At 63.4% G+C, this 12,122-nt stretch carries 11 protein-coding genes and 1 pseudogene; 4 read left to right on the top strand and 8 right to left on the bottom strand.

The genetic code is table 11. From position 1 onward, the window contains the following. Positions 1 to 118 precede the first annotated feature (118 nt). The 3 genes from E2L08_RS16290 to mobQ all read right to left on the bottom strand — a co-directional run bounded on the left by E2L08_RS16290 (position 119) and on the right by mobQ (position 3,205). A complete protein-coding gene (locus tag E2L08_RS16290; protein WP_133398152.1) occupies positions 119 to 1,090 on the bottom strand; it encodes an IS481 family transposase in 972 nt (323 codons plus the stop codon). A gap of 233 nt (positions 1,091 to 1,323) precedes the next feature. Further along, the gene (locus E2L08_RS16285; protein ID WP_133398151.1) at positions 1,324 to 1,926 is read right to left on the bottom strand and encodes an HAD family hydrolase; all 603 of its coding nucleotides are present in this window, start codon (positions 1,924 to 1,926) and stop codon (positions 1,324 to 1,326) included. Further along, positions 1,910 to 3,205 (bottom strand): MobQ family relaxase, encoded by a 1,296-nt coding sequence (gene mobQ, locus E2L08_RS16280; RefSeq protein ID WP_133398150.1) that lies wholly within the window; start codon positions 3,203 to 3,205, stop codon positions 1,910 to 1,912. The genes E2L08_RS16285 and mobQ overlap by 17 nt, the downstream gene beginning before the upstream one ends. Positions 3,206 to 3,850: 645 nt before the next feature. On the opposite strand from mobQ, the gene E2L08_RS16270 reads away from it, so the two are divergent. The 4 genes from E2L08_RS16270 (at position 3,851) to trfA (ending at position 7,670) form a co-directional block, all read left to right on the top strand. Beyond that, on the top strand, positions 3,851 to 4,138 hold the full coding sequence (locus E2L08_RS16270) for a mobilization protein (protein ID WP_133398149.1): 288 nt from the start codon (positions 3,851 to 3,853) through the stop codon (positions 4,136 to 4,138). Next, positions 4,135 to 5,835 carry a type IV secretory system conjugative DNA transfer family protein gene (locus E2L08_RS16265; protein ID WP_240758288.1) on the top strand — a complete coding sequence of 567 codons (1,701 nt, stop codon included), beginning with the start codon at positions 4,135 to 4,137 and terminating at the stop codon, positions 5,833 to 5,835. The genes E2L08_RS16270 and E2L08_RS16265 overlap by 4 nt, the downstream gene beginning before the upstream one ends. A 17-nt stretch (positions 5,836 to 5,852) precedes the next feature. Next, on the top strand, positions 5,853 to 6,401 hold the full coding sequence (locus E2L08_RS16260) for a hypothetical protein (RefSeq protein WP_133398148.1): 549 nt from the start codon (positions 5,853 to 5,855) through the stop codon (positions 6,399 to 6,401). Between the two features lie 276 nt (positions 6,402 to 6,677). After that, positions 6,678 to 7,670, top strand: a complete 993-nt coding sequence (gene trfA / locus E2L08_RS16255; protein WP_240758281.1) for a plasmid replication initiator TrfA — start codon at positions 6,678 to 6,680, stop codon at positions 7,668 to 7,670. 304 nt (positions 7,671 to 7,974) lie between these two features. On the opposite strand, the gene E2L08_RS16250 is transcribed toward trfA, so the two are convergent. From E2L08_RS16250 to E2L08_RS16230, 5 genes and pseudogenes are all read right to left on the bottom strand, one after another. Then, the gene (locus tag E2L08_RS16250) at positions 7,975 to 8,703 is read right to left on the bottom strand and encodes an AAA family ATPase (protein WP_133398146.1); all 729 of its coding nucleotides are present in this window, start codon (positions 8,701 to 8,703) and stop codon (positions 7,975 to 7,977) included. A 130-nt stretch (positions 8,704 to 8,833) separates the two neighbouring features. Continuing rightward, complete coding sequence (locus E2L08_RS16245) at positions 8,834 to 10,060, bottom strand: type II restriction endonuclease (RefSeq protein ID WP_133398145.1); 1,227 nt, start codon at positions 10,058 to 10,060, stop codon at positions 8,834 to 8,836. Then, positions 10,038 to 10,511: a very short patch repair endonuclease gene (locus E2L08_RS16240; protein WP_133398144.1), complete on the bottom strand. Its 474-nt coding sequence runs from the start codon at positions 10,509 to 10,511 to the stop codon at positions 10,038 to 10,040. The genes E2L08_RS16245 and E2L08_RS16240 overlap by 23 nt, the downstream gene beginning before the upstream one ends. Then, on the bottom strand, positions 10,511 to 11,794 hold the full coding sequence (dcm, locus tag E2L08_RS16235) for a DNA (cytosine-5-)-methyltransferase (RefSeq protein WP_240758279.1): 1,284 nt from the start codon (positions 11,792 to 11,794) through the stop codon (positions 10,511 to 10,513). Before dcm ends, E2L08_RS16240 begins: the two co-directional genes overlap by 1 nt. A 222-nt stretch (positions 11,795 to 12,016) precedes the next feature. Then, positions 12,017 to 12,122 (bottom strand): annotated as a pseudogene (locus E2L08_RS16230) (IS5/IS1182 family transposase); the annotation flags it as partial.

Raw genomic sequence — 12,122 nt, 5'->3', positions numbered from 1 at the left:
AAGTAGGGCTCCAGACGCGCCATCTGCGCATCGCTCAGCCAGAAGAGATCAGACATATCACCGCTCTGTTTTCGCGCGGTGAATCATGCACTTCTGCTAAAATCAATGGGTCCTGAGCCTAGGTGTCCCATCCCGGGTGATTGTAGGGGCGCTTTTTGAAGAGTTCCGGCTTGTCGCGGTGCCAGTCCTTGAGCGCAGCGAGCGGCGTCCTTCCTTTCAGCACCGATTGTGGGAGCTGGCCGTTGTAGAGGCGGACGTAGCGCAGGATCGTGTGCTCCAGATCCTCGCCTGACCGGAAGCGATGGCTTTGCAAGACGTCCTCGATCCGCCCGTTGAAGCGCTCGACCATCCCGTTGGTCTGAGGGCGCATGGGCGGGGCGAGACGATGCTCGATCCCGAGCTCGGCGCATAGGCGGTCGAACTCATGGTTGCCCGTCGCGGCGCGCTTGCGCAGGCCGAACAGCCGATCAGTGAACTCTCTTCCATTATCGGTGAGCACCCGGGTGATCCTCATCGGGGCGGCACGGCCCAGATCGCGCAAGAAGCGGAGGGCGTTGGCGGCGGTCTTCGCGGAATAGATGCGGACAAAGACCCAGCGGGTGGCCCGGTCGATGGCCACGAAGAGATACCGGCGGCAGTCCTCATCGGCCATCTGCGGCAGGTATTTCACGTCGACATGCAGGTAGCCTGGCTCGTAGGCCTTGACGGGCTTGTGCGGTATCTTCGGTGTCTTCGGCTTGAGGTCCTGCAGCCGCGATACCCCATGCCGCCGCAAGCATCGGTCAAGACCCGCACGCGACACATTCGGGTTCAGGAACTCGCGCACCACCGCAAGAAGATCATCGAGCGGCAAGAGCAGGGTCCTACGCAGGGACACCGCCACAGCCTCCTGCGCTGGCGTCAGTGTGGTCTGGAGCCTGTGCGCGGTATGGCTGCGGTCATGAACGCTGTCGCGCTTGCGCCATTTCCAGACCGTTTGCTGGGAGATGCCGTAGCGCTCCGCCACCATCCAGGCCGGCTCCGTGCTCGCCTGGATCGCGGCCCGGATCTTCGGCGTAGTCGCCGCCTGCTTGTGAAGGGAGATCAGCATGCCCGTCCTCCATCCTGAACATCGCCCAGAATCGACCTTGCCATGAAGAGGGCATGACGGCGAGGGTCTATGTGATCGTCCGGGACCCTACAGCTAGGCTCTGAGCGCCAGCAAACTGCTGGCTGATCTGCTACGCTTCCGGTTTCATCAACCGGAAGCGTTCAAGGGCCGGGGCGGTCTGCCCCCTGCCCTGCGGGCATTCCCCCGAGGATACTTTCGGGAAGATGAAAGGGTCAGCCGCTCTCCATCACCGCGACCAACTCGTCCATACGGATGGCCTTCATACCTGCCTTGCGTGGCCCCTCGATGTCGGCGCGGGGCGTATCCCCGACGAACAACACCCGGCCCGCCCCGATCTGCAACCCGTCCAGCACCGCCGCGTAGATCGCAGGCTCCGGCTTGATCGCCCCGACCTTGCAGGACAGCACTTCGAGGTCCGGGCGGTCGGGCAAGGTGCTGCGCAGCGCCGGGATGTAGTCGCTCGACAGGTTGGAACAGACGGCCAGGCGCAGACCCCCGCCGCGTAACCGCGTCCAGATGTCGGCCATGCCGGGGCGCATCACGATTGAGCCGGTCTCGATCATCATCCGCTCCATCACCTCAAGAAGCGTCATCGGATCGACCTCGATGCCAAGCGCCTCGGGCCATACTGTGAATGCCCGATCCTCGCGCAGGAGCCGATACTTCAGCGCGCGCCGCTTTTCAGGCGACAGGGCTTTGAACAACGGCCGGTAGGCTTGCCGCTTATCGCTGATCTCGACCAGCGTTCCGAAGGCGTCGAAACACACCGCCTCGATCCCGTCGAAGATGGACAGCAGATCAGTGCGACAGGCCACGGTCACGATCCACGTCCCTTTCGATCTCGCGCTCGCTGTCCACTTCCTTCTCCTGGTCTCGCTCGTCCTCGATCTCCAGCTTCTCGCGCGGCTGGTTCAGCACATCTTTCAAGCGTTCATTCACGGACGGCCTGCGATCCTCGCGCCTAGGCTTCTCGCCACGCTCCGGATCACTGTGCCCGTCCATCCTGTGAACCGCTGCCTGACCGTCCCGGCCCGCGTCTTTCTCCATGATCGCCTTCAAGCGCTCCCGCGCGTAGTTGCGGCCTTTCGGCCTGGGCGTATCGTCCCGGTCCTCTGACCGGCCCACGACCCGTGCCAGCCGCTCCCGGAAATCCTCCCCCGGCCGTCCCGCTTCGCGTTCCTCCGTCGCCGCTGCCCTGATTGCCGCCAGACCGGCGGAGACATGGCCCTGCCCCGCCTCCCGCTCGGCCCCGTAGGTCTCGCGCGCGATGTCGAGCCGCTCGCGAATCTCGCGGAACGCGGCGCGGGCCTGGCGGGCGGCATGGACCACGGCCCCGCGTTCGGTCACGGGGACATATTCCCGGCCTTCACGCTCTGCCGCCGCCTTCTCGCGCCGCTCCATGGAGTTCGCCGCCGGTCCCAGTTTCAGCTCGGGGTCGCGGTCCAGCTCCTCGGCGGACAGGGAGTCACCCCGCTCCAGCGCAGTGTCCCGCTGCGCTTCGAGCGACCGGTGATCGACGCGCTCCACCTCCCCAGCCCGCTCCAGAGCGCGGTTCTGCAACTCGGCCCAGACGCCGCGCATCTGCTCGATCTCGACGCCGCCGGTCTTCGCGGAATCCAGAACGCGCGTCTTGGCCGTGAAGCCATCCGCTTCCAGCTTCCGGGTGGAAGTCAGGACGTGCGCGTGATGGTTGCGCTGATCGCCCTCGCGATGCGGCGCGTGGATCGCCACATCAACGGCCACGCCATAGCGGCTGACCAGCTCCCGGGCGAAGTCGCGGGTGATCTGCGAGCGGTCCTCGGCGCTGATCTCGGACGGCAGGGCCAGTTCCCACTCGCGGGCCGTGACGGAGTTGCGGCGGGTCTCGCTGGCCTCGACCTTATTCCAGAGGAGGGACCGATCCGTAGCCCAGTCCGGGGCGTCCTTCGGGGTCAGGATGAAGGTCTCTTCGATGCCCTGCTTGCGGGTGTAGTCGTGGACGCGACCTTCGCGCTGGCACTCGATGCGCTCCCCGACGCGGTAGGCCGCTGCCGCCGTGGCAGAGCGCCCGGCGCTGCGTTTGATCGTTTTCACGGAGAGGTGGTAGCTGGCCATCAGCACCCACCCCGATGGAGACGGGAACGCCGCCGGTGAGTGCCGCTGCTGACCCCGGCCCATGCCCCGACATGGGCCACCGGGTCAGCCGTCTTTTCCCCGCAGGCCCGCCCCCCATGAGGCTGGGGCCGGAGGGGAAAAGACAGCCCGGACGAAGCTGCCCGGAGGGCGGCTGAGGCGCGGGCTTGCCAGTGAGCTGCCCCCTGATCCCCAGCCTCATGGGGGGCGGGATCAGGGGGCAGCTCACTGGCGGTTTGCCGGGGGCAAACCGGGTTCGTATCGGCACCGGCAGGTCCGACGATACGAACCTCCCGCAAGGGAGACGCCAGCGGCAGACCGGCCCCCACAGAGGGGCATCGGGCGAGACGCTGGCGCGACATTGCGGGACGCGATCCAACCGCCGAGGTTGGTTCCGGAGGGTTTGGGAGGGCGAAGGCACCTCCCATTCCGGCGCGTCTCGCGTCGGATGGAGTTCGCCATCGGCTGAGGCCTCGACTCAAGGAGATCGCACGCAAATCTCGGAACCGCAGGTGAAGAGTTTGCATAAGTGCGCCCTTGTCCTTTACAGGCCTACGGGTAAGCACTACCGGTTGATCTGGCAAGCAATACCTCGCAACCCGCCAACCTGAAAGATGGATTCCCGAATTGGCCAATACCGAACTCGAACGTGCCGAAAAGCGATACGCCCAGGCCAAGGCCCGGCTTCAGGCGTTGAAGAACCGGGAAGCCACCAGACAGCGCAAACTGGAGACAAGGCGCAAGGTGATCCTCGGCGGCGCGCTGCTCGATCTGGCGGAACGAGATTCCGGGGTGGCCGCGATGGTGGACCGGCTGATCCGCAACCTCGCCCGTGAACAGGACCGCAAGGCCTTCGCGGAATGGTCAGCGCCTTCGGCCACCCCTCCCCCGCCTGACCCGGAAACCGGCTCTTGATCCGGTTCGTCAGCCTTGCCTTCTGGCGGCTGTTCCGGGTGATCCAGCTCACGGTGGTCACGCCGGTTCTGGTCGGCGGCGTGATCGTCTTCGCGGTCCTGGGCGCGATGGTCGGGGCGATCATCGCCTACTTCGTCTCGGCTCCGTTCTTCGGTGTGCCGCCCGGACAGTCGGCCTGGAAGTGGCTGGTCTACGGTCCCTTCATGCTGGCCGGTGCTGTTGTCGGCGCGGCGGGCTGGATCGAGCAATCCGGGGCGGCAATCTTCTTCGGGCGCGGACGGGGCGGCAGCCATGGCTCGGCCCGGTTCGCGAACAGGCGCGAGTTGCGGGAACTGGAACAGGCGGACGGCCTCCTGATCGGGCGCAACCCCGATACCGGCAAACTTCTGTCCTATGATGGCCCTGCCCATCTGCTGACCCTCGCCCCGACACGGGCGGGCAAGGGTGTCGGCACGGTGATCCCGAACTTGCTCTGGGCGGAACGCTCGGTGCTGGTCATCGACCCCAAAGGGGAGAATGCCCGGATCACCTGGGCCGCGCGGGAAGACATGGGCAAGCTCCACCTCCTCGATCCCTTCGGTGTTTCCGGGCGTCCTTCCGCTGCCTACAACCCGCTCGATCGGCTCTCGGCTGACAGCCCCGATCTGAGCGAGGATGCCGCCTCTCTGGCGGACGCGCTTGTGGTGGACCCGGCGCACCAGACCGGCGATGCCCACTGGAACGAGGAAGCCAAGGCGCTGATCGGCGGGTTGATCATGTTCTGCGTGGCGCACGAGGAACCCGCGCGGCGCAACCTCTCCGCTATCCGGGAATACCTCACCCTGCCCCCGGACCGGATGGCGGACCTTGTGAAGCTGATGCAGGACAGCGATGCGGCGGACGGGCTGGTGGCCCGCGCAGCGAACCGCTTCGCCGGAAAGGCGGACCGGGAAGCCGCCTCGGTCCTGTCGAACGCGCAGCGGCACACACATTTCCTCGACAGCCCCCGGATCGCGAAGTGCATGGCGCGGTCGGACTTTGCCTTCGCGGACCTGCGGCACCGGCTCACCTCCGTCTTCCTCGTCCTGCCGCCCAACCGGCTGGACGCCTACAGCCGCTGGCTGCGCCTGCTGGTCTCCCAGGCCCTTCAGGACATCGCACGGGACGCAGAACGGCCTCACAGCGCGCCGGAGGCCTCCCCTGCCCTCTCCAACGCCTCCGGGGCCGCTCAGAGCGCCACAGGACGCCTGAAAGCACCCACGTTGTTCCTCCTTGATGAGTTTGCCGCTCTCGGCCGCCTGGAGGCCGTGGAGCGCGCCATGGGGTTGATGGCGGGCTACGGTCTCCAGCTCTGGCCGATCTTGCAGGACATGAGCCAGCTCCGCGATCTCTACGGGCAACGTGCCTCGACCTTTGTGGCCAATGCCGGGGTGCAACAGGTCTTCGGGGTGAACGACTATGAGACGGCCAAATGGCTGAGCCAGTCGATGGGTCAGGGCACCATCGGCTATCAGACCGAAAGCCACCGGCCCGGCGACATGCCCACAACGGGCACACAGATCACCGGCCGCGATCTGCTGACCCCTGATGAAATCATGCAGATGCCCTCCAACGTCCAGCTTCTGCGCGTCCAGGGCAAGCCCACGGCCATCGCGGGCAAGCTGCGCTACTATGCCGATCCCGAATTTGCGGGGCTGTTCATGCCCCAAGCCCAGTGATTTGAAAGTGACCCGACATGTCTGACCAGCCCGAGTTCCCCGAACCCTCCAGAGAGGAACTGCCGGAAACCCTGACACGTCTTGGCGATCTCGTGCTGGAGCTGAACGATTATGTGCAGGACCAGACCAAGGCGATCAATCACGCGACCACGGCCGCGAACGAGGCGCGGCGGGCCGCAAAGACGACGATGGAGCATACGAACCCGGAACAGTATGCGGAGTTCGCAGTCGATCTGATCGAGAACCGCACAGGCAGGATCATCGACCGGATGAACGATGTTGCCAGCGGCCTGATCCGGGCGTCGAACCATACCCAGAGCGTTCTGAAAGAAGCCGACAAGGATCGGTCCGAGGCGCAGCGCCGTGTCTGGGAACGGGAACAGAAGCTGGACCGGTTCAGAAACCGCCTGCCCTGGTTCGGTCTGGGTGCTGTCGTTCTGGCTTTGGCGATGACCGTGACGCTTCCGCGTTTCTTGGCCAGCTACGGTCCCACATGCGCTGTTCTCGGGGGTGTCTGGACCACCACATCCACGGGCACCGATGTCTGCGCGTTTTATCTGGAGTGAGCCAGGTTCGATGCGCTGAGGTCGCGACCGTCAGTCAGGTTGGGTGTTAAATATGTGTTAGAATCTGTGTTACGCCTTTGCAGAAAGCACCTATCTCGCTGAAATAAAAAGCGGTTTCTGAAAGCCCGGTGGGTGAAAGCACGAAAGATGGTGGGTGATAACACGAAAAATGGTGTGTAAAAGCACGAATCTCTTGACCGTGGTGGGTGAAAGCACGAAGGTCGGCAAATGGTGGGTGATAACACGAATTCACGCTCTCCGCTTTTGCCGGACCGGATGCAGCAGGCAGACTTCTTTGTCTGCGACATTTTCGATGCCGCGCCCAAGGGCGACATGGCCTCGATGGAGCATCCGATCTTCTCTATTTCAACAAAGCCTGACAGGCATATCCGCCGTTACGAAAGCGGACCAAACTTTGTTGAAATCACACCGTCGATGAAGGGGCTGGCGACAGTCCATGATCGCGACGTGCTGATCTATTGCATCAGCCAGTGCATTGCAGCTTTGAACGAGGAACGGGAGGTCAGCCCGACCATCCGTTTTCGAGCCTACGATCTGCTGAAGGCTACGAACCGTGGAACGGACGGCCGGGGTTACGAACAGCTCAGGGCCGCCTTGGAGCGCCTGCAAGGCACGATGATCACCACCAATCTCATCACCGGCGGCAAGGAGGAGTTCGATGGCTTCGGATTGATTGACCGGTTCAAGATCGTCCGGGAAACGCGCGATGGGCGGATGCAGGAAGTGGAAATCAGGCTCTCGGACTGGGTGTTCAATGCCATCCGGCATCGAGAGGTTCTGACGCTGCACCGCGACTATTTCCGCCTGCGCAAGCCTCTGGAGCGGCGCATCTATGAGCTTGCCCGCAAGCATTGCGGGGCGAAGAAAGAGTGGAAGATCGGACTGGAGAAGCTGCAAGCCAAATGTGGCTCAAGCTCCACCGAAAAGGAGTTTCGCCGTCTCGTGACGAATATCGTGCGACAGGACCGACAGCACGCCCACATGCCCGATTATGCCGTGCGGCTGGAGGACGACATGGTGATCTTCGCCAACCGGCGCGGCGATCAAGCCGGGACCGTCCCCCCTGCCCTGTCACAAGTTCGTCTCGACCCGGAAGCCTACCACGATGCAAGGGCGGTCGCGCCGGGATGGGACGTGTATGTTCTTGAACAGGAATGGCGGGAGTGGATGACGGAACCGCCCCGCAACCCCAACGCCGCCTTCATTGGGTTCTGCAAGAAGGTCTTCGAGAGACGCGGCAGGCCTTAACCGGAACCGCCTCGCTTCTCTGACAGCAATAGCTCAAGGCCTTGCCAAAGCGTGATGTCGCGTTCCCGGCAGAAAGCCCGGAACTCATCGACAACGCGTTTGGGGCCGGGAATCGAAACCTTGTCCTGAGCTTCCTTACGCTTCGGACCGGGCTTCAGTCTCGTGGGTCCTTCCCGACTGACAAACCCAAGGGACTTCCCGGCCTCGACGGCCCTGTCCACAGAAGCCGGTCCGGCTTTGGGCCGCGTCGTGGGGGTTTGCGAAGGCTGGGGAAGCTCAATACCTCCGCCAAAACCGTATTTGCTCATGCCACTCTCTCTTTCGTGAGGGTGTGGATGACGGCCTGGGCATAGTCACGGGCGTTCTCTATAGCCCCGGCGACCTGCTTCATGGCTTTGTCAGCAGCCGACGCCGCCTTCCCTTCATGCTCTTTCGCCACAATGGCGGGCAGCTCCGCCAGAAGCACTCCGTCGCGGAAGATGCGGGTGTAGGGCGCGCGCTTCGCGATGCGAACCGGCAGCGTCGGGATGCTGTTGGTTTCCATTTCCTGCCGCACATCGCGCTCGTCCGTGGTCTGGAACGCTGCATTGGTTCGCGTGAAGAGAAGCGAATACGCTATCGGCGTGCGGATCATGTTTGATGTGGTCTGCACAAGCCGGACGGCTGCCGCGGCTTGCCGGGCCTCCATGGGCGATCCGTCGAGCGGAATGACGCAAAGGTCCGTCCGGGAGAGCGCGAAGGTGACTACCTGATCTTTCGATCCTTCAAGGTCGATGATCAGGTAGTCAGCCTCACCGGCAAGCTGATCAATCAGCTCAACCGTGTCCTCGGCCTGCGGACGTGCATGAACCGAGAAGGGCACTTCGCGCTCTCCCGCCTTTCTGCCTTCTGCCCACGCAAGAATGTTGGCGTTCGGGTCGAGGTCGAGGATGGAAACCCGTCCGCCTGAAAGAGCGATCTGTTCGGCGAGAAGGATAGCGGATGTCGTTTTTCCCGAACCGCCTTTCGGGTTTGCGAAGGTGATTACATACATGGCAACACGATACTAAAATTAGAGCCAATGTCAACTATATCATTAAATTTAACTCTAACATTAGAGTTGAGCGTAAAGTGGTGGGTTGTCGGAGTGTTCGGCGGATAGGGCAGGGGCGCAGCGCGCCTTTTCAGCGTCCTGCTTCCTGCCGTGCCCGGACCTCGCCGATGAAATCGCTAACGGACCAGAGCCAGCCGCGCTGCGCGTCGGTGTAGCTCTCATGAACAAGGGAGGGAACCACGAGCTGAAGGCTGGAAGCCTCCATCTGGTTGGTCTGCGGTTCCGAAATCCCCGGCTCCAGCGTCAGCAGGTGCTTTCGGCTGATCTTCTCGGCCTCAGCCAGAACCTGCCGCCAGCGATCCTTGCAGGTGGACTTTGCCCCCAGCATGGTCAGGCGCGGATCGCCCTCGGCCGGAGCTGCCTGGTAGGTCTCAAGATCGGGGAAGAGGAAATCCGGCTTGTGGTTATGCTCGGTTACGGCTCCCCGGACATGCCGGATGTCGTGCGCCCGCAGAACAGCGGCCAGATGGTTCTCCAGCGAATGTCCCATGCGCGATTTGCGCCGGTTCTGGACGCTGAGTGAAAAGCTGATGAATCCGTCAACATCGGTGCCGTCCTCGTTGAGGAACCCGGCCTCGATCCGCGAGGACACGATCCTGCGCTCAAGCCGCCGGAACAGCGCCTCTTCGTGGTCCAGCCAGGCGATCAGCGCGGCGTCGGGATCATCCTCCGCACTTGCTTCTGGCAGGGTGAGGCGGGCCAGGTCGGAGAACTCGGCTGTCTTCGGGAACGTGGTGCCGAACTTCTCGATGATGCTGTCCAGCTTGTCGGCGTCCGGCTCCTCGAACTCGATGCCGATCTCGTCCAGAATGAAGCGCGCCGCGAAGTCCAGCTCCGGCTCCTCGTCGGAGAACTCGCGGGATACGAAGGATTTGCCTTCGGGGCGCAGCCCGAACAGCCAGAAAAGCTGCTGCTCGCTGGTCGATCCCTCCGGGGCCACGATGAACCACAGGACGCCGTTTTTGTCCTTGGCCAGAAACAGGGTGTCACCGGCGCTCATGGCCTCGGTGACGGGATTGGAGGGGTAGTAGAGCCGCCATTCGGCGGCACGGGGCTTGTTTATCCGCGCGTCGTAATGCGTGGCCCAGCTCTCTTCCGAGAAGCCCTCCTGGTCGCCGCCAAGCCAGACGTAGATTGCCGGAAACTTCTGCTGGTGCGTCTCGCCCAGAAAGTCCTCGCGCATCTTCACGGTGGTGCCGACCTCGTGCTGGTTCGATGTCTTCGGCTCGGCATCCACGGCGGACAGACGCTTGACCCCGACGCCCTCGAACCAGTCAGACAGTTGCCCGCGCTTCATCCCCGCTCACCTCCAGTGTTTTTATGTCCGATTCCAACCATATGGCGCATTGATCGACAATACTCTCGAAGGGCAGGCGGGTCTTGCCCTTCAGGGCGCACTCCCAGACCGTCCCGATGCGCCAGCCCGCCTCGGCAAGCGCCTCTAGTTGCCTCCGGTCCCGCTCGATGTTCCTGCCGATCTTCTCCCGCCAGAACGCCTCGCGGCTCTTCGGCCAGCGGAACAGGTGGCAGTCGTGGCCGTGCCAGAAACAACCATGCACGAAGAGAACGGCGTTGCGGCCGGGGAATACAAGGTCCGGTCTGCCGGGAAGGTCCTTGCGGTGCAGGCGGAAGCGGAATCCGCGCCGGTGCAGCGCGGACCGGATTGCCAGCTCGGGTTTGGTGTTCTTCCCCCTGATCCCCGCCATCATCCGGCTTCGGACTGCGCGGGAAACGGTGTCGGCAGGCATTACCTGCCTGCCAGCGATGCCTCCAGCATCGCAAGGTGTTCGTCGGGGGCTTCCTCGATGGCGTAGGCCCGCCGCTCATCCAGCGGCAGTTGCGGCTGAATGACGGCAGGAACCTCCCGGCCGTCCAGCTCCATCGCCTCGGCGATCCGCGTCTGCATGAGCTGCGCGACCGCTTTCACGACCGGCACGACCACAGCGTTGCCAAACTGGCGATAGGCCTGCGTGTCGGAGACGGGGATTTTCCAGTCGGACTTGCCCGGCTTCTCGAAGCCCATGAGCCGGGCGCATTCGCGCGGCGTCAGACGGCGGGGGCGGTTGCCCTTCTGCCCGATCAGGATTTCGGAGCCGTCCTTGTAGTAGCGGGCGGACAAGGTGCGGGCCACATCGCCGGGGCCGAACAGCGAATAGCCGAACCCGTTTCCGGCGCTGCGATGCTTCTCCTTGTAGCCCTGAAGGTAGGTCCACATGTGGTCGGTCAGTGTGTATTTCGGATCAACGTCCGTATCCAAGATCGCGCCGAGGGTCGGGCCGTCGCCTTCAGGCACGACGAGCTGGTCGAAGTCGAATCCGATGCTGTGATCCTTGAAGCCGACGATGAAGATGCGCTCGCGCTTCTGCGGAACCCAGGGCGTCGAGCTGACGACCCGGTGGAAGACCCTGTAGCCCAGCTCGTTCTCCAGAACGTGCATGATCGTGGCAAAGGTCTTGCCGCCGTCATGACGCTCAAGGTTCTTCACGTTCTCCAGCAGAAAGGCGGGGGGGCGGTGATGGTCGATGATCCTGGCCAGATCGTAGAACAGCGTTCCTTGCGTGTCGCACAGGAAGCCGTGGGGGCGGCCGAGGGCGTTCTTCTTGCTGACGCCCGCAATCGAGAACGGCTGGCATGGAAACCCGGCCAGCAGCACGTCATGGGCCGGTATCGTTTCGGGTGCCCTGGCGTAGGGGCGCACGTCCTCGGCGAAGACGTGATCGCTGTCGGCAGGCTCAGGAAAATTGGCGCTGTAGGTCTCGCGGCTGAACCGGTCCCACTCGGCCGTGAAGACGCACCGCCCGCCGATGGCCTCGAAAGGCAGGCGCAGTCCGCCGATCCCGGCGAAGAGGTCGATGAAGCGGAAGCCCTCTGAACGCTTGCCGGGGCAGCGTGCGTCGGCCGTCTGGCGCAGTTTCTCCAGCCGGAGCTGGTCGATCCGTTTGCCTTCGCCCTTCATGTTGCGCCGGACTGTGCGGTCACTGACCCCCAAAAGCTCTGCCGCCGCGTCGATGTCGAGACCGGCCCGCTCCATCAGTTCCGCAAATTCTGTCCGTGGATGCGCGTTCATGTGCCTGCCCCGATCTGTGTCTGTTATTGACAACATGTCATAATCTGTCCCAGCGTGGTTGGAAACCCCGTTTATGGTATTTGTTCATATTTTGTTCTAACATGGTGTTAAGGGCCTTGGGGCGATAGATTCACAATCCGGGCATCACGGATTTAGCGGTTTTGGTCCACGGCCTAGGGTCAGGACTCATAGCCAGTAGATGACCGTGGCGGCGAGAGCGATGGCCGAGAGGAAGACCTTCGGACACCGGTCGTATCGCGTGGCCACCCGGCGCCAGTCCTTGAGCCTGCCG

It is taken from the genome of Palleronia sediminis, assembly GCF_004358695.1.
In the GTDB taxonomy this organism is placed as follows: Bacteria; Pseudomonadota; Alphaproteobacteria; order Rhodobacterales; family Rhodobacteraceae; genus Palleronia; species Palleronia sediminis.
The sequence above is the reverse complement of the archived record's forward strand: the minus strand, read 5'-3'. Positions and strand labels throughout refer to the sequence as shown.